Raw genomic sequence first — 16,034 nt, forward strand, 5'->3', positions numbered from 1 at the left:
GCCCCCTGATAAAAAAGTTCTGCGCGTAACGAAAATATTTTCCGCCACGCGCATTCTTAGGAGTTATCCGAGCCCCGGCCAGATGATGATGATCAGCGTACCCGCCAGCGTGAGCAGTACGTTGGCAATGGCGTACGTGCCCGCATAGCCCAGCGCCGGAATGTTGCTGCGCGCGGTGTCGCTGATGATTTCCATAGCAGGCGCACAGGTACGCGCCCCCATCATCGCCCCGAAGAGCAGGGCGCGGTTCATGCGCAGCACGTAGGCGCCGAACAGGAAGCAGATCACCACCGGCACCAGGCTGACGATAAGTCCGGAAACCAACATCTGCCAGCCAACGGCACCCAGGCTGTGGCCAATGCCGCTGCCCGCGCTTAAGCCCACGCCCGCCATAAAGACCATCAGACCGAACTCTTTCACCATGTTCAGCGCGCCCTGCGGAATGTAACCGAAGGTCGGGTGGTTCGCTCGCAGGAAGCCCAGCATGATCCCGGCGAACAGCAGCCCGGCGGCGTTACCGATGCCGAAGCTAAAGTTGCTGAACTGGAAGGTGATCATCCCGATCATCAGGCCAACGATAAAGAAGGCGCAGAAGGCCAGCAGGTCGGTGACCTGGCTGTGAATGGAGATAAAGCCGATGCGGTCGGCCACGGTTTTCACGCGGCGGGCGTCGCCGCTGACCTGCAGCACGTCGCCTTTGTTGAGCACCACGTTGTCGTCGATCGGCATCTCAATCTGGCTGCGGATCACGCGGTTGAGGAAGCAGCCGTGGTCGGTCAGCTTCAGCTGCGCCAGGCGGCGGCCCACGGCGTTATGGTTTTTCACCACGATCTCTTCGGTGACGATGCGCATGTCGAGCAGGTCGCGGTCGAACACCTCTTTGCCGTTACGGAAGCTCGGGTCGAGACGGGCGTGGGCGTCCGGGTAACCGACCAGCGCGATGTCGTCGCCCATCTGCAGCACCGCGTCGCCGTCCGGGTTCGCCAGAATGCCGTTGCGGCGGATACGTTCGATGTAGCAGCCCGTCTGGCGGTAAATCCCCAGTTCGCGCAGGTTTTTGCCGTCAGCCCACGCCACCAGCTCCGGCCCGACGCGGTAGGCGCGGATCACCGGGAGATAAACTTTACGTTTGGAGTCGGTATCCAGACCGCGCTCGCGGGCGATTTGCTGGGCGCTGGTCTGCAAATCCTGATGCTGTAGTTTTGGCAGGTAGCGTGCGCCAACGATCAGGCTTACCAGACCAATCAGATAGGTCAGGGCATAGCCCAGGCTCAGGTGGTCGAGGGCGGTGGAGAGCTGTTCCCCGGCCATACCGGAGTGGCGCAGGGTATCACCGGCACCCACCAGCACCGGAGTGGAGGTCATCGAGCCTGCCAGCATACCGGCCGTTAGCCCGATATCCCAGCCAAACAGTTTACCCAGCCCTAACGCGATCAGCAGCGCGCTGCCGACCATCACCAGCGCCAGCATCAGATAATTTTTGCCGTCGCGGAAGAAAATAGAAAAAAAGTTCGGCCCCGCTTCCACGCCAACACAAAAAATAAACAGCATAAAACCTAAGTTGAGCGCGTCCGTGTTAATGCTGAAGTGCTGCTGCCCTAATAATAAGGAGACGACTAAAACGCCAATGGAATTACCGAGTTGAACCGAACCCAGGCGCAATTTACCCAGGCAAAGGCCCAGCGCCAGTACCACAAATAATAACAGGATGTAATTCCCATTTAACAAGTCTGCGACGTTTATATTCACGGAGGCTAACTTCTTGTTTACCAGTAAGTTGTTGAATGAAAGGACTTTTTGGGCTACTGTTTTTTGGGTCAGGGAAAAGCGTTAACGCTCCCTGTTTCCTGCTTTATTCCCTAAAACATTAGCTGGCGTGTAGTTTAATCGCATTAGCTACTGACAGCTACTGATTATCGCATCACCCTGTGCGTACTTTGGCAAGGATTGCCGCACTGCTTTATCTGACTGGGCGTCTACCCGACGAAAGTGTATTTGATAGAGATAAGTCAGGAGGATAGGTTGAATATGAAACGAAACTGGGCGGGGGTGATCAGCTGCTTTTTGCTGTTCACGGTCGTATGCATGTCGCTTGCTTTTAACGTGAAAGGGGCATTCAGGGCGTCGGGTCATCCGGAGCTCGGGTTGCTCTTTTTTACCCTGCCGGGGGCAGCTGCCAGTTTTCTCTCCCGTAAAGGGGAGGTGGTGAAGCCACTGCTGGGCGCCATGCTGGCCGCGCCGCTCTGTTTGCTGATGATGCGCTTGCTGTATATCTCTACGCGGAGTTTCTGGCAGGAGCTGGCGTGGTTGATGAGCGCTGTTTTCTGGTGCGCCCTTGGCGCGCTCTGCTACTTATTTGTGCGCAGTCTGCTTCATAACCGACGGCACCACAAATAAAAACGCCCTCTCGGTGAGGGCGTCCTTTCATTTCATTACTGGGCAGCAAACAGGCCCAGGTGCTCTTTGGCGTAAGCTTCAAAGTCGGTGCAGCCGCCAATGTGTTTCTGATCGAGGAAGATCTGCGGTACGGTTTCAACCGGCTTACCGACAGTTTTTTCCAGATCGGCTTTGGTGATGCCTTCCGCGTGGATGTCCACATAGCGGAAGTTGAAGTCATCGCGCTCTTCGGTCAGTTTCTCAGCCAACTCTTTCGCGCGCACACAGTAAGGGCACCCTGGACGACCAAAAATAACTGCAAACATTTCTCTCTCCTCAAAAAAACAAGCCTGACGGCGAATGACACGTATAGTGCCCCATAACCTGTCGTCATTAAAGAAGGTTTCGCCTGTCGTTATAATATCTAAGAGCTATGTTTCGCCAATTACACCGCGCATATCATTGCCTATACTGGCTGCCATACGGTTTAAGCAAGACAAAGAGAGACAAGATGACGCCAACCATAGACCTGCTCCTTTCCCATCGTTCCATTCGCCACTTCACCGATGAGCCGATTACCGATGCGCAGCGCGAAGCGATTATTAACAGCGCAAGGGCGACCTCCAGCTCCAGCTTCCTGCAGTGCAGCTCCATTATCCGCATTACCGACCCGGCGATGCGTGAACAGCTGGTGACGCTGACCGGCGGGCAGAAGCATGTGGCTCAGGCAGCCGAGTTCTGGGTATTCTGCGCCGACTTTAACCGCCACCTGCAGATCTGCCCTGAGGCCGAGCTGGGGCTGGCCGAACAGCTGCTGCTGGGCGTGGTGGATACCGCGCTGATGGCGCAAAACGCCTTTACGGCGGCGGAGTCGCTGGGGTTAGGCGGCGTCTATATCGGCGGGCTGCGTAACAACATTCAAAGCGTGACCGACCTGCTGAAGCTGCCAAAACACGTGCTGCCGCTGTTTGGCCTGTGCCTTGGCTGGCCGGCGGATAACCCGGATCTGAAGCCGCGCATTCCTGCGGCGATGCTGGTGCATGAAAACCACTACCAGCCGGTCGATCAGGATGTCCTGAATCACTACGATGAAGAGCTGGCGAATTACTACATGACGCGCGGCAGCAATAACCGTCGCGACACCTGGACGGACCATATTCGCCGCACCATCATTAAAGAAAATCGCCCGTTTATTCTTGATTACCTGCACAAACAGGGCTGGGCGACGCGATAGTCCATTTATCCTGCGCCTGCCTGCGTATATGATACGCAGGCTTTTTCCATGTCTTCAGAGAGGTGCAGGGTGAAAATTGCCATATTGTCCCGGGATGGAACGCTCTATTCATGTAAGCGCCTGCGAGAAGCGGCGGCGAAACGCGGGCATCAGGTTGAAATCCTCGACCCGATGTCCTGCTATATGAACATCGATCCGGCCGCCTCGTCGATTCACTACAAAGGCCGCAAGCTGCCGCACTTTGATGCGGTGATCCCCCGCATCGGCTCCCAGATTACCTATTACGGCACCGCCGCGCTGCGCCAGTTCGAGATGCTGGGCAGCTACCCGCTCAACGAATCCGTCGCCATTTCCCGCGCCCGCGACAAGCTGCGCTCGCTGCAGCTTCTTGCCCGTCAGGGGATCGATCTTCCCGTCACCGGGATTGCCCATTCCCCGGACGACACCAGCGATCTGATCGACATGGTGGGCGGCGCGCCTTTGGTGATCAAGCTGGTGGAAGGCACGCAGGGCATTGGCGTGGTGCTGGCGGAGACCCGTCAGGCGGCGGAGAGCGTGATTGATGCCTTCCGGGGCCTCAATGCCCACATTCTGGTGCAGGAGTATATCGAAGAGGCGAAAGGGCGCGATATTCGCTGTTTTGTGGTGGGTAACGAGGTCGTAGCGGCTATCGAGCGGCAGGCCAAAGAGGGCGATTTCCGCTCTAACCTTCACCGCGGCGGCATTGCCAGAATCGCCGATATCAGCGATCGCGAACGGGAAATTGCCGTGAAAGCGGCGCAAACCCTGGGGCTGGACGTGGCGGGTGTAGACCTGCTGCGCGCGACGCGCGGGCCGCTGGTCATGGAGGTGAACGCCTCGCCGGGGCTGGAAGGTGTGGAAAAAACCACAGGGGTCGATATTGCGGGTAAAATGATCTTATGGATCGAGCGTCATGCGACGCCGGGCTACTGTCTGAAAACGGGTGGTTAAATGGATTACCGCGCGCTTTTTAAGTACCCTATGCGAAGTTTTTATTAAAGAGGCCCCATCGCGATGGATTTACAGGTCGTACCTACACTGGATACGTTACGTCAATGGCTTGATGATGCCGGAATTACGTTCTTCGAATGTGATTCCTGCCAGGCGCTGCATCTGCCTCATATGCAGAATTTCGACGGCATTTTCGATGCCAAAATCGATCTGATTAACGACGTGATCCTTTTCTCCGCGCTGGCCGAAGTGAAGCCCTCCGCGCTGCTGGCGCTGGCTTCCGACCTGTCGGCAATCAATGCCAGTTCTTTGACGGTGAAGGCATTTCTCGACATACAGGATGATAATCTGCCAAAACTGGTCGTTTGCCAGTCTTTATTCTCCGGGGCAGGGCTGTCGTTCAAGCAGTTCGCCTGGTTTATGCGCTTGAGCGAAGAGCAAATTTCCATGGTTATGATGGAAGCCAATGCACACCATCTGCTGTATAGCGCGGAAGATGATGCAGAGAATAATGATGCATCTCCCAATTTTCTTCACTAAGCCTGTCTGACTTTTGCGCAGTCGCTGCCATAGCGGCTGCAGAAGGCCATTTTTTCTGCTGCTTTTAACCTTTCTTTAAAGAATTATTCACCTCCCTGAAGGCCGTTTCGGCTTATCACGTAGACTTAACCTGCATAAAAAATTGATAAAAGGCGTTTTTTCGTCTGGGCTATAGCCGGGGACACGGGCTACAGTTATTCTTGCGATGCTTAAAAAAGCGAGCGGAAGCTGCCGGGTAAAGAGGTTTCTTTTTATTTTGAGCAGAGCGACAAACTATGCATGATTTTTGCATATATCCTGATTGCACAGTTTTAGTTCGTTTGTTAACGAGCTTTCAGAAGGAATAACACTATGATCGCCTTGAATAAAAAATGGTTATCGGGTCTGGTTGCGGGTGCTCTGATGGCCGTCTCTGCCGGCACGCTCGCTGCGGAACAAAAAACGCTGCACGTTTATAACTGGTCTGACTATATTGCGCCGGACACGGTGGCAAATTTTGAAAAAGAGACCGGCATTAAAGTCGTCTACGACGTGTTCGATTCCAACGAAGTGCTGGAAGGAAAGCTGATGGCGGGCAGCACCGGGTTTGACCTCGTGGTGCCTTCCGCAAGCTTCCTGGAGCGCCAGCTGACGGCAGGCGTCTTCCAGCCGCTGGATAAGAGCAAATTACCGAACTGGAAAAATCTCGATCCGGAAGTGCTGAAGCTGGTTGCTAAGCACGACCCGGACAACAAATACGCGATGCCGTATCTCTGGGCGACCACCGGTATCGGCTACAACGTGGATAAAGTCAAAGCCGCGCTGGGCCCGGACGTGAAGCTGGACAGCTGGGACGTGGTGCTGAAGCCGGAAAACCTCGAGAAGCTGAAAAGCTGCGGCGTCTCCTTCCTCGATGCGCCGGAAGAGATTTTCGCGACCGTGCTGAACTACCTGGGCAAAGATCCGAACAGCAATAAGGCCGATGATTACACCGGCCCGGCGACCGATCTGCTGCTGAAGCTGCGTCCAAACATTCGTTACTTCCACTCGTCCCAGTACATTAACGACCTGGCGAACGGCGACATCTGCGTCGCGATCGGCTGGGCAGGGGACGTATGGCAGGCGGCAAACCGCGCGAAAGAGGCGAAAAACGGCGTGAACGTCTCCTACTTCATTCCGAAAGAGGGGGCGCTGGCCTTCTTCGACGTCTTCGCGATGCCTGCTGATGCGAAGAACAAAGACGAAGCGTATCAGTTCCTCAACTACCTGATGCGTCCTGAGGTTATCGCCCACATCAGCGACCACGTTTACTACGCGAACGGTAACAAGGCCTCCGTGCCGCTGGTGAGCGAAGAAATCCGTAATAACCCGGCTATCTATCCGCCAGCGGATGTGTTCGCCAAGCTCTTCACCCTGAAAGTCCAGGATCCAAAAATTGACCGCGTGCGTACCCGCGCCTGGACCAAGGTGAAAAGCGGTAAATAACGGCGTTGGGTATTGCAGCCCGGTGGCGCTATCGCTTACCGGGCCTCTACAACCCGTAGGCCGGGCAAGCGTTCGCGCCGCCCGGCGATGCGCACCCTGACGGTGCGTTTGCACCAGTATTGATCTCTACCGGAGAACACCCCGTGAATGACGCGATCCCCCGCCCGCAGGCGAAAGTCCGTAAAGCGCTGACCCCGCTGCTTGAAATTCGTAACCTCACCAAATCTTTCGATGGCCAGCATGCCGTGGACGACGTCAGCCTGACGATCTATAAAGGCGAAATTTTTGCCCTTTTGGGGGCCTCTGGCTGTGGTAAATCGACCCTGCTGCGTATGCTGGCCGGTTTTGAACAGCCCACCGCCGGGCAGATCGTGCTCGACGGCGTGGACCTCTCCAGCGTGCCGCCGTATCAGCGCCCGATCAACATGATGTTCCAGTCCTACGCGCTGTTCCCGCATATGACGGTGGAGCAGAACATCGCCTTTGGCCTGAAGCAGGACAAGCTGCCGAAGGCTGAAATTACCGCGCGCGTGGCCGAGATGCTGAGCCTGGTGCACATGCAGGAGTTCGCGAAGCGTAAGCCGCACCAGCTCTCCGGCGGCCAGCGCCAGCGCGTGGCCCTGGCCCGCAGCCTGGCAAAACGCCCGAAACTGCTGCTGCTTGATGAGCCGATGGGCGCGCTGGATAAAAAGCTGCGCGACCGTATGCAGCTTGAAGTAGTCGATATCCTCGAGCGCGTGGGCGTGACCTGCGTGATGGTCACCCACGACCAGGAAGAGGCCATGACCATGGCCGGACGTATCGCCATCATGAACCGCGGGAAGTTCGTTCAGATTGGCGAGCCGGAAGAGATTTATGAGCATCCGACCACCCGCTACAGCGCGGAGTTCATCGGCTCGGTTAACGTCTTCGAGGGGCTGCTGAAAGATCGTCAGGAAGACGGTCTGGTCATCGAATCGCCGGGGCTGCAGCATCCGCTTAAGGTCGATCCGGATAACTCGGTGGTGGATAACGTGCCGGTTTACGTCGCGCTGCGTCCGGAGAAGATCATGCTCTGTGAGGATCCGCCTGCTGATGGCTATAACTTTGCCGTGGGCGAAGTGGTGCACATTGCCTATCTGGGCGATCTCTCCATCTATCACGTGCGCCTGAAAAGCGGGCAGATGCTCAGCGCGCAGTTACAGAACGAACATCGCTACCGCAAGGGGCAGCCGACCTGGGGCGACGAAGTGCGCCTGTGTTGGGATGCAGACAGTTGCGTTGTGCTGACGGTATAAGGAGCGGCCAATGAGTACACTTGAACCTCCAGCCCGCGTCGAAAAGCCGGGCGGCTTTGCCCACTGGCTGACGCGCATGCAGATGAAGCACGGCCGCAAACTGGTGATCGCCATGCCATACGTGTGGCTGATCCTGCTGTTCCTGCTGCCGTTCCTGATTGTTTTCAAGATAAGCCTGGCGGAAATGGCGCGGGCGATCCCGCCTTACACCAACCTGCTGGACTGGGCCGACGGGCAGCTGACGCTGACCTTAAACCTGGGTAACTTCCTGCAGCTCACCGACGATCCGCTCTATTTCGAAGCCTATCTGCAATCGCTGCAGGTGGCGGCGATCTCGACGCTCTGCTGTCTGGTGATGGGCTATCCGCTGGCGTGGGCGGTGGCGCACAGCAAGCCGTCGACGCGAAACATCCTGCTGCTGCTGGTGATCCTGCCGTCGTGGACCTCGTTCCTGATCCGCGTTTACGCGTGGATGGGGATCCTGAAAAACAACGGCGTGCTGAACAATTTTCTGATGTGGTTAGGCGTTATCGATCAGCCACTGACGATCCTGCACACCAACCTCGCGGTCTATATTGGAATTGTGTACGCCTATCTGCCGTTTATGGTGCTGCCGATCTACACGGCGCTGACGCGTATCGACTACTCGCTGGTGGAAGCGTCGCTCGATCTCGGTGCCCGTCCGTTAAAAACCTTCTTCAGCGTCATTGTCCCGCTGACCAAAGGCGGCATTATCGCCGGGTCGATGCTGGTCTTTATCCCGGCGGTGGGGGAGTTTGTGATCCCGGAACTGCTCGGCGGGCCAGACAGCATCATGATTGGCCGCGTGCTGTGGCAGGAGTTCTTCAATAACCGCGACTGGCCGGTGGCGTCGGCGGTGGCGATTGTCATGCTGCTGCTGCTGATCGTGCCGATCATGTGGTTCCACAAGCATCAGCAGAAACAGATGGGAGATCGCGGATGAACAACTTACCGGTAGTGCGCTCCCCGTGGCGAATTGCGATCCTGGTCATCGGCTTTACCTTCCTGTATGCGCCGATGCTGATGCTGGTGATCTACTCGTTTAACAGCTCCAAACTGGTGACGGTCTGGGCAGGCTGGTCGACGCGCTGGTACAGCGAGCTGTTCCACGATGATGCGATGATGAGCGCGGTGGGGCTGAGCCTGACCATTGCGGCGCTGGCGGCGACCATGGCGTCCGTGCTGGGCACGATCGCCGCGCTGGTGATGGTGCGCTTCGGGCGTTTTCGCGGTTCGAACGGCTTCGCCTTTATGATCACCGCCCCGCTGGTTATGCCGGACGTGATCACCGGTCTCGCGTTGCTGCTGCTGTTCGTGGCCCTGGCGCACGCCATCGGCTGGCCGGCGGATCGCGGGATGCTCACCATCTGGCTGGCGCACGTTACCTTCTGTACCGCCTATGTCGCGGTGGTGATCGCCTCGCGCCTGCGCGAGCTGGATCGCTCCATTGAAGAGGCGGCGATGGATCTCGGCGCGACGCCGCTGAAGGTCTTTTTCATCATCACGCTGCCGATGATTATGCCGGCGGTGATCTCTGGCTGGCTGCTGGCGTTTACCCTGTCGCTCGACGATCTGGTTATCGCCAGCTTTGTCTCCGGCCCGGGGGCGACGACGCTGCCGATGCTGGTCTTCTCCAGCGTGCGCATGGGGGTCAACCCGGAGATCAACGCCCTGGCCTCTATCATCCTCGGCGTGGTCGGAATTGTCGGATTTATCGCCTGGTATCTGATGGCGCGCGCGGAAAAACAGCGCGTGCGCGATATCCAGCGTGCAAGACGCGGCTGAAGGATTTAAAATTTCCAGTGATGTGCCGCGCATGACGCGGCACTGTTTTTCAGGGAAGTAAAACATTGGGATTATTAAAAAAATCACGTATTACGCACGCGCGTCCTAACGTACCTGCACTGGTTCAGGTGGCGGCGCTCGCCATTATTATGATCCGCTGCCTGGACGTGCTGATGATTCTGAATACCCTGGGCGTGCGCGGCATCGGTGAATTCATTCACCGCAGCGTGCAGACGTGGAATCTGACGCTGGTCTTTTTGAGTAGTCTGGTGCTTGTGTTTATTGAGATCTACTGCGCGTTTTCGCTGGTTAAAGGGCGAAACTGGGCGCGCTGGATCTATCTGCTGACGCAGATTACCGCGGCGAGCTATCTCTGGGCCGCTTCGCTGGGCTACGGCTACCCGGAGCTGTTCAGTATTGCCGGTGAGTCCAAACGCGAGATCCTGCGCGCGCTGTTTATGCAAAAGCTGCCGGATATGCTGGTGCTCTGTCTCCTCTTCGTTCCGGCCTCCAGTCGGCGGTTCTTCCGCCTGCAATAATGTGTATAATCGCAGCCCTCGTGATTCTTAAGGTTTTGATATGCAGTGCGCACTCTATGACGCCGGACGCTGCCGCTCCTGTCAGTGGATAGAACAGCCGGTCTCTCAACAACTCACCGCCAAAATGGCCGACCTGCAACAGCTGCTGGCAGCACACGCGGTGGGCGAGTGGTGTGCACCCGTCAGCGGCCCGGAGCAGGGTTTTCGCAACAAAGCCAAAATGGTGGTCAGCGGCAGCGTAGAAAAACCGCTGCTGGGGATGCTGCACCGCGACGGCACGCCGGAAGACTTAACCGGCTGCCCGCTGTATCCCGACTCCTTTGCACCGGTCTTTGCCGCACTCAAGCCGTTTATTGCCCGAGCAGGGTTAACGCCCTACAGCGTGGCCCGCAAGCGCGGCGAGCTGAAATACCTTCTGCTGACCGAAAGCCAGATCGACGGCGGCATGATGCTGCGCTTCGTGCTGCGCTCTGAAACTAAGCTTGAGCAGCTGCGCGCGGCCCTGCCTTGGCTGCAGGCGCAGCTTCCGCAGCTGAAGGTCATTACGGCGAACATTCAGCCGGTGCATATGGCGATCATGGAAGGGGAGAAAGAGATTTTCTTCACCGACCAGCACGCGCTGGCGGAGCGCTTCAACGGCGTGCCGCTGTGGATCCGCCCGCAAAGCTTCTTCCAGACCAACCCGACCGTGGCAAGCAGCCTGTACGCCACCGCCCGCGACTGGGTGCGTGCGTTGAACATCCATCATATGTGGGATCTGTTCTGCGGCGTGGGCGGGTTTGGCCTGCACTGCGCCACGCCGGAGATGCAGCTCACCGGGATTGAGATCTCTGCCGAAGCGATTGCCTGCGCGAAGCAGTCTGCCTCTGAGCTGGGGTTAACGAATCTGCGCTTCCAGGCGCTCGACTCCACGCAGTTCGCCACCGGCCAGGGCAACGTGCCGGAACTGGTGCTGGTTAATCCGCCGCGCCGCGGCATCGGGAATGCGCTGTGCGACTACCTGAGCCAGATGGCGCCGGAATACATCATCTATTCCAGCTGCAACGCGCAGACCATGGCGAAAGACATCGCTCAACTGCCGGGCTATCGCGTTGAACGCGTTCAGCTTTTTGATATGTTCCCGCACACCGCGCATTATGAAGTGTTGACGTTGTTAACCCGTAGGCCGGGCAAGGCGTAGCCGCCACCCGGCATGACCCCCGCACAATGTTCAACAAAATGTGAACTCTTCATCCCGGCGAAATCAGGTAAGCTTACGTCATAAGACATGAATATAGGCTTACCCATGAAGCAGATCCTGCTGGTAGAAGACGACCACGATATCGCGGCGCTTCTGCGACTCAATTTAGAAGACGAAGGCTACGCCATCACCCACGAGCCCGACGGGGGCAACGCCTTACAGCGTCTTGACGCCCAGACGTGGGATGCGGTGATCCTCGACCTGATGCTGCCCAACGTTGACGGTCTGGAGATTTGCCGCCGCATCCGTCAGATGACGCGCTACCTGCCGGTGATCATCATCAGCGCCCGCAGCAGCGAAACCGACCGCATTACCGGGCTGGAAACCGGCGCCGATGACTATCTGGCAAAACCGTTCTCCGTGCAGGAGCTGATTGCGCGGATCAAAGCGCTGTTTCGTCGCCAGCAGGCGATGGGGCAGGCGCAAACCGACGGACACATTCAGGCGCACGGGCTGACCATCGATCCGCTGGCGCGCAGCGTGCTGCTTCACGGCCAGGTGGTGGACCTCACCCCGCGCGAGTTCGAGCTGCTCTACTTCTTTGCCCGTCATCCCGGCGAGGTGTTCTCCCGCCTGGCGCTGCTGGAGCAGGTCTGGGGCTACCAGCACGAAGGCTACGAGCACACCGTCAACACCCATATCAACCGCCTGCGCATCAAGATAGAGAAGGACGCCGCCGAGCCGGAGATCATTCGCACCGTCTGGGGCAAGGGCTACAAATTTGCGGAGCCGCAGCATGATGCGTCGCTTTAGCCTGAGCCAGCGCCTGACGCTGCTCTTCATCCTGCTGATGATGCTCTGCGCCGCCGTCGCCTGCGCGGTCCAGCTCTACAGCAGCATGCAGTACGGTAATGCGATGGTGCAGCGGTTATCGGGCGGGCTGGCGCAGCAGATCGTCCAGCGCGAACCGATTCTGGACGCGCAGGGCAGGGTCGACCGCAGCGCGCTGAAACCGCTGTTTGGCCGGCTGATGACCTTTAATCCGAGCGTTGAGCTGTACGTTGTCTCCCCGGACGGCGATATCCTCGCCGACGCTGCCCCGCCGGGCCATATTCAGCGGCAAAAAATCGATCTGGCGCCGGTGCAGAGCTTCCTGAGCGGCACCGCCATGCCGGTACTGGGCGACGATCCGCGCAGTCAAAATCAAAAAGTCTTTAGCGCCACGCCGCTGCGGCAGGACGGCGAGCTAAAAGGCTATCTGTACATTATTTTGCAGGGCGAGGAGTCAAACGCCCTGGCGGAAATGGCCTGGCACAAGGCGCTGTGGAGTACCGTCCTGTGGTCGCTGCTGTGGGTCGCGCTGTTTGGGCTGCTGGCAGGGCTGCTGGTCTGGTACTGGGTCACGCGCCCGGTCAAACAGCTGACGGTGGAGGTCGCCGGGCTGGAGCAGGACAGCTTAAGCGCCATCAGGCTGCTGGCGGGACAGACGCCGGACGCGGCGGCAAAAGATGAAGTGGCGATCCTGCGCAACAGCTTTATCGAGCTGGCGCGCAAAATCACCCAACAGTGGGATCGGCTGGCCGACAGCGATCGTCAGCGTCGTGAGTTTATCGCCAATATTTCGCACGATCTCCGCACGCCGCTCACCTCGCTGCTGGGCTATCTCGAAACCCTGTCGCTCAAATCCGCCACCCTGACGCCGCAGGAGCACCAGCAGTATCTCGCCACCGCCCTGCGTCAGGGACAAAAGGTCCGGCATCTTTCGCAGCAGCTGTTTGAGCTGGCGCGCCTTGAACACGGCGGTATTAAACCCCAGCGCGAGCGGTTCGCAATGGCGGAGCTGATTTCCGACGTGGCGCAGAAGTTTGAGCTCACGGCCCGCACGCGAGAGGTCAATCTGCATATTGACGTGCCGGGGCCGCTGCCGATGGTAAACGCCGATGTGTCGATGATTGAACGCGTGGTGACCAACCTGCTGGATAACGCGATGCGCCATACGCCTGGCGGCGGAGAAATTCGTCTGGCGGTGTGGCAGGAAAATGAACAGCTGCAGGTCGAAGTGTCCGACAGCGGAACGGGCGTGGATGCCTCGCTGCGCGACGATCTGTTCCAGCGGCCGTCGGCGCTCAACACCCAGGCGTCGAGAGAGAATCGCGGCGGGTTGGGGCTGTTAATCGTGAAACGGATGCTGGAGCTGCACGGCGGCGGGATCAGGCTGATGGAGTCGGCGAGCGGGGCGCGGTTCAGGTTCTTTGTGCCGCTGTGAGAGAGTGCCGGGTGGCGCTGCGCTTACCCGGCCTACAACTCCCCCCGTAGGCCGGGTAAGGCGAAGCCGCCACCCGGCAAAAGACATTACTGCGGGAACCACTGCTCGCTGATTTTCTGGTACGTTCCGTCCGCTTTAATCGCCTTAAGCGCGCCGTTCAGTTTTTCCAGCAGGGCTTTATTATCCGGACGTACCGCGATGCCGAGGCCCGTGCCGAAGTACTGCGGATCGGTCACTTTTTCCGTTGCGGTGCCCAGCTGCGGGTTGGTTTTCAGCCATTCGTTCACCACGGCGGTATCGCCGAAGACGCCGTCGATACGGCCATTTTTCAGGTCAATAATCGCGTTCTGGTAGCTGTCATAGGCCACGGTCTTCACTTCCGGATGTTTGTCCTGCAGGTACTTCTGATGGGTGGTGCCGTTTTCCATCCCGATGCGTTTGCCTTTCAGCTGATCGAAAGAGGTATAAGCGCCTTTCTTCGCAATCACCACCGCCGAGTTGGCGTAGTACGGGTCGGTGAACGCAACCTGCTTGCTGCGCTCAGGCGTGATGTCCATCCCGGAGATCACCGCGTCGTATTTTTTGAACTTCAGCGACGGGATCAGGCTGTCGAAGGCATGGTTGGTAAAGGTGCAGTCTGCCTGCATCTGTTTGCACAGCGCTTTCGCCAGATCGATATCAAAACCCACGATCTGGTTGCTGGCATCCAGCGACTCAAACGGCGGATAGGTGGCGGACACGCCGAAATTGATTTTATCCGCAGCGGATGCGCCAGCGGCGAAGGTGGCGAGTAATGCGGCCAGAACTAACTTTTTCATTGTAATGCTCCCGTCTGTCTTATTGATGCGCCGTGTCTGCGGCCTGGATGTACAATGCCAGTTAATGAATTTATATGCAATAAAAATGATTAAGTATTGTGTTGAGCGCGAAAAAAAGCGGATAACCCATCAGGTTACCCGCTCCATGAATACCGTTTTATGCACTTGCGTGGTTAATTCCTGCGCTCAAACGCCAGCGCTTTACGCTCAATAAGGCGCATCATCAGCGTCAGCAGACCGTTCACCACCAGATAGACCACGCCCGCCGCGCCGAACACCATCACGTCATAGGTGCGCCCGTACAGCAGCTGTCCGTGTCCCATCACTTCCATCAGGGTGATGGTATAGGCCAGAGAGGTACTCTTGAACACCAGCACCACTTCGTTGGAGTAGGAGGAGAGCGCGCGCTTAAAGGCGTACGGCAGCAGGATCGCCAGCGTGTCCTTCTTGCTCATGCCCAGCGCCCCGCAGGACTGCCACTGGCCTTCCGGAATGGCGCGGATCGCACCAAAGAACAGCTGGGTGGTATAGGCCGCGCTGTTCAGCGAAAGGGCAATCAGGGCACACAGCCATGGCTCAGAGAGCAGATGCCAGATAACCGGATATTCCTGCAGCGACGGGAACTGGCCCGGGCCGTAGTAAATCAGGAAGATCTGCACCAGCAGCGGCGTACCGGTAAACAGGGTGATGTACCCGCGCACAATCCACACCAGCACCGGCGTTTTCAGCGTCAGGATGATGGTGAAGATGAGCGCCAGGATCAGCGCCACGATAATGGACGCCACGGTCAGCGTCAGGCTGGTGTGCAGCCCTTTCATCAACTCGGGAAAGTATTCAAGCATCAGCCTGGTCTCCGTTCAAAGCGCGTCGCTCGCAGGTCAATACGCTTGAGGATGTACTGACTGAGCAACGTGATCACCAGGTAGATTGCCGCCGCCACAATGTACCAGGTAAACGGCTCCTGGGTACGGGTGGCGATGCTTTTGGTTTGCAGCATCAGATCGTTAACGCTTATCAGGCTCACCAGCGCGGTATCTTTCAGCAGCACCAGCCACTGGTTGCCGAGGCCCGGCAGGGCATGACGCCACATCTGCGGCATCACCAGACGGAAGAAGATGGCGGATTTTGACAACCCTAACGCCTGACCCGACTCCCACTGTCCCTGCGGCACGGCCTTCAGCGCACCGCGCAGGGTTTGCGACGCGTACGCGGAGTAGAGCAGGGAGAGCGCAATGACGCCGCACAGGAACGGGCTGACGTCGAAGTTGTCGATCTGCATCTGCACCGGGATCTGCGCAAAGCCGAGATTAATCGTGAAGCCGTCCGAGAGCGTGAGCAGCAGCTGCGAGGAACCGAAATAGATAAACAGGACCACCAGAATTTCCGGTAGCCCACGCAGCACGGTGACCAGCGCGGAGCCTGTCCAGGCGACGGGGAACCATTTCGCGGATTCCCACACCGCAAAGAACATCGCCAGCACCAGGCCGATAATCAGTGCGCAAACGGCAAGGCCGACGGTCATCCCGGCGGCGCTTGCTAAAGGAAAAATTTCATTCATCAGG

General features: G+C 57.9%; 17 protein-coding genes. 12 read left to right on the forward strand and 5 right to left on the reverse strand.

Annotated features, from left to right (window positions below; translation table 11 throughout):
* Positions 1 to 63: 63 nt before the first annotated feature.
* Positions 64 to 1,749: an aspartate:alanine antiporter gene (locus tag BFV67_RS06750; RefSeq protein ID WP_008503440.1), complete on the reverse strand. Its 1,686-nt coding sequence runs from the start codon at positions 1,747 to 1,749 to the stop codon at positions 64 to 66.
* A gap of 273 nt (positions 1,750 to 2,022) precedes the next feature.
* Between BFV67_RS06750 and BFV67_RS06755 the strand changes: the two genes are divergently transcribed.
* Positions 2,023 to 2,397, forward strand: a complete 375-nt coding sequence (locus tag BFV67_RS06755) for an inner membrane protein YbjM (protein WP_025912901.1) — start codon at positions 2,023 to 2,025, stop codon at positions 2,395 to 2,397.
* A 35-nt stretch (positions 2,398 to 2,432) separates the two neighbouring features.
* On the opposite strand, the gene BFV67_RS06760 is transcribed toward BFV67_RS06755, so the two are convergent.
* A complete protein-coding gene (locus tag BFV67_RS06760; protein ID WP_006809455.1) occupies positions 2,433 to 2,702 on the reverse strand; it encodes a GrxA family glutaredoxin in 270 nt (89 codons plus the stop codon).
* Between the two features lie 185 nt (positions 2,703 to 2,887).
* On the opposite strand from BFV67_RS06760, the gene nfsA reads away from it, so the two are divergent.
* The 11 genes from nfsA to BFV67_RS06820 all read left to right on the forward strand — a co-directional run bounded on the left by nfsA (position 2,888) and on the right by BFV67_RS06820 (position 13,654).
* Positions 2,888 to 3,610, forward strand: a complete 723-nt coding sequence (gene nfsA / locus BFV67_RS06765) for a nitroreductase NfsA (RefSeq protein WP_008503442.1) — start codon at positions 2,888 to 2,890, stop codon at positions 3,608 to 3,610.
* Positions 3,611 to 3,679: 69 nt separating this feature from the next.
* On the forward strand, positions 3,680 to 4,582 hold the full coding sequence (gene rimK / locus BFV67_RS06770) for a 30S ribosomal protein S6--L-glutamate ligase (protein WP_021240931.1): 903 nt from the start codon (positions 3,680 to 3,682) through the stop codon (positions 4,580 to 4,582).
* 63 nt (positions 4,583 to 4,645) lie between these two features.
* Positions 4,646 to 5,122 carry a YbjN domain-containing protein gene (locus tag BFV67_RS06775; RefSeq protein ID WP_003858385.1) on the forward strand — a complete coding sequence of 159 codons (477 nt, stop codon included), beginning with the start codon at positions 4,646 to 4,648 and terminating at the stop codon, positions 5,120 to 5,122.
* A gap of 351 nt (positions 5,123 to 5,473) precedes the next feature.
* Positions 5,474 to 6,586 carry a spermidine/putrescine ABC transporter substrate-binding protein PotF gene (gene potF / locus BFV67_RS06780; RefSeq protein ID WP_008503444.1) on the forward strand — a complete coding sequence of 371 codons (1,113 nt, stop codon included), beginning with the start codon at positions 5,474 to 5,476 and terminating at the stop codon, positions 6,584 to 6,586.
* 143 nt (positions 6,587 to 6,729) lie between these two features.
* Positions 6,730 to 7,863: a putrescine ABC transporter ATP-binding subunit PotG gene (gene potG / locus BFV67_RS06785; protein WP_021240929.1), complete on the forward strand. Its 1,134-nt coding sequence runs from the start codon at positions 6,730 to 6,732 to the stop codon at positions 7,861 to 7,863.
* A gap of 10 nt (positions 7,864 to 7,873) precedes the next feature.
* Positions 7,874 to 8,827 (forward strand): putrescine ABC transporter permease PotH, encoded by a 954-nt coding sequence (gene potH, locus BFV67_RS06790; protein WP_021240928.1) that lies wholly within the window; start codon positions 7,874 to 7,876, stop codon positions 8,825 to 8,827.
* Positions 8,824 to 9,669: a putrescine ABC transporter permease PotI gene (gene potI / locus BFV67_RS06795; protein WP_008503447.1), complete on the forward strand. Its 846-nt coding sequence runs from the start codon at positions 8,824 to 8,826 to the stop codon at positions 9,667 to 9,669. The genes potH and potI overlap by 4 nt, the downstream gene beginning before the upstream one ends.
* A gap of 65 nt (positions 9,670 to 9,734) precedes the next feature.
* Complete coding sequence (locus tag BFV67_RS06800; RefSeq protein WP_047073438.1) at positions 9,735 to 10,208, forward strand: YbjO family protein; 474 nt, start codon at positions 9,735 to 9,737, stop codon at positions 10,206 to 10,208.
* Positions 10,209 to 10,248: 40 nt separating this feature from the next.
* Positions 10,249 to 11,388, forward strand: a complete 1,140-nt coding sequence (rlmC, locus tag BFV67_RS06805) for a 23S rRNA (uracil(747)-C(5))-methyltransferase RlmC (RefSeq protein ID WP_069598043.1) — start codon at positions 10,249 to 10,251, stop codon at positions 11,386 to 11,388.
* A 105-nt stretch (positions 11,389 to 11,493) separates the two neighbouring features.
* Positions 11,494 to 12,201, forward strand: coding sequence for a response regulator transcription factor (locus BFV67_RS06815; RefSeq protein ID WP_021240925.1), 708 nt, complete (start codon positions 11,494 to 11,496; stop codon positions 12,199 to 12,201).
* Positions 12,185 to 13,654: a sensor histidine kinase gene (locus BFV67_RS06820; protein ID WP_069598044.1), complete on the forward strand. Its 1,470-nt coding sequence runs from the start codon at positions 12,185 to 12,187 to the stop codon at positions 13,652 to 13,654. Before BFV67_RS06815 ends, BFV67_RS06820 begins: the two co-directional genes overlap by 17 nt.
* Positions 13,655 to 13,740: 86 nt before the next feature.
* Here the strand turns inward: BFV67_RS06820 and artJ are convergent, their stop codons facing one another.
* The 3 genes from artJ to artQ all read right to left on the reverse strand — a co-directional run bounded on the left by artJ (position 13,741) and on the right by artQ (position 16,030).
* Positions 13,741 to 14,472, reverse strand: a complete 732-nt coding sequence (gene artJ / locus BFV67_RS06825; RefSeq protein ID WP_021240923.1) for an arginine ABC transporter substrate-binding protein ArtJ — start codon at positions 14,470 to 14,472, stop codon at positions 13,741 to 13,743.
* A gap of 173 nt (positions 14,473 to 14,645) precedes the next feature.
* Positions 14,646 to 15,314 (reverse strand): arginine ABC transporter permease ArtM, encoded by a 669-nt coding sequence (artM, locus tag BFV67_RS06830; RefSeq protein ID WP_008500034.1) that lies wholly within the window; start codon positions 15,312 to 15,314, stop codon positions 14,646 to 14,648.
* Positions 15,314 to 16,030: an arginine ABC transporter permease ArtQ gene (gene artQ / locus BFV67_RS06835; protein WP_008500033.1), complete on the reverse strand. Its 717-nt coding sequence runs from the start codon at positions 16,028 to 16,030 to the stop codon at positions 15,314 to 15,316. Before artQ ends, artM begins: the two co-directional genes overlap by 1 nt.
* Between the last annotated feature and the right edge of the window lie 4 nt (positions 16,031 to 16,034).

Origin of the sequence: Enterobacter roggenkampii (genome assembly GCF_001729805.1) — a bacterium.
Taxonomy (GTDB): Bacteria; Pseudomonadota; Gammaproteobacteria; order Enterobacterales; family Enterobacteriaceae; genus Enterobacter; species Enterobacter roggenkampii.

Bases quoted from the DNA above. Each gene is read 5' to 3' on its own strand.
- potI (WP_008503447.1), top strand. From the start codon at position 8,824: ATGAACAACTTACCGGTAGTGCGCTCCCCGTGGCGAATTGCGATCCTG.
- BFV67_RS06815 (WP_021240925.1), top strand. From the start codon at position 11,494: ATGAAGCAGATCCTGCTGGTAGAAGACGACCACGATATCGCGGCGCTT.
- potH (WP_021240928.1), top strand. From the start codon at position 7,874: ATGAGTACACTTGAACCTCCAGCCCGCGTCGAAAAGCCGGGCGGCTTT.
- potF (WP_008503444.1), top strand. From the start codon at position 5,474: ATGATCGCCTTGAATAAAAAATGGTTATCGGGTCTGGTTGCGGGTGCT.
- BFV67_RS06775 (WP_003858385.1), top strand. From the start codon at position 4,646: ATGGATTTACAGGTCGTACCTACACTGGATACGTTACGTCAATGGCTT.
- artJ (WP_021240923.1), bottom strand. From the start codon at position 14,472: ATGAAAAAGTTAGTTCTGGCCGCATTACTCGCCACCTTCGCCGCTGGC.
- BFV67_RS06820 (WP_069598044.1), top strand. From the start codon at position 12,185: ATGATGCGTCGCTTTAGCCTGAGCCAGCGCCTGACGCTGCTCTTCATC.
- artM (WP_008500034.1), bottom strand. From the start codon at position 15,314: ATGCTTGAATACTTTCCCGAGTTGATGAAAGGGCTGCACACCAGCCTG.
- artQ (WP_008500033.1), bottom strand. From the start codon at position 16,030: ATGAATGAAATTTTTCCTTTAGCAAGCGCCGCCGGGATGACCGTCGGC.
- rlmC (WP_069598043.1), top strand. From the start codon at position 10,249: ATGCAGTGCGCACTCTATGACGCCGGACGCTGCCGCTCCTGTCAGTGG.
- BFV67_RS06760 (WP_006809455.1), bottom strand. From the start codon at position 2,702: ATGTTTGCAGTTATTTTTGGTCGTCCAGGGTGCCCTTACTGTGTGCGC.
- nfsA (WP_008503442.1), top strand. From the start codon at position 2,888: ATGACGCCAACCATAGACCTGCTCCTTTCCCATCGTTCCATTCGCCAC.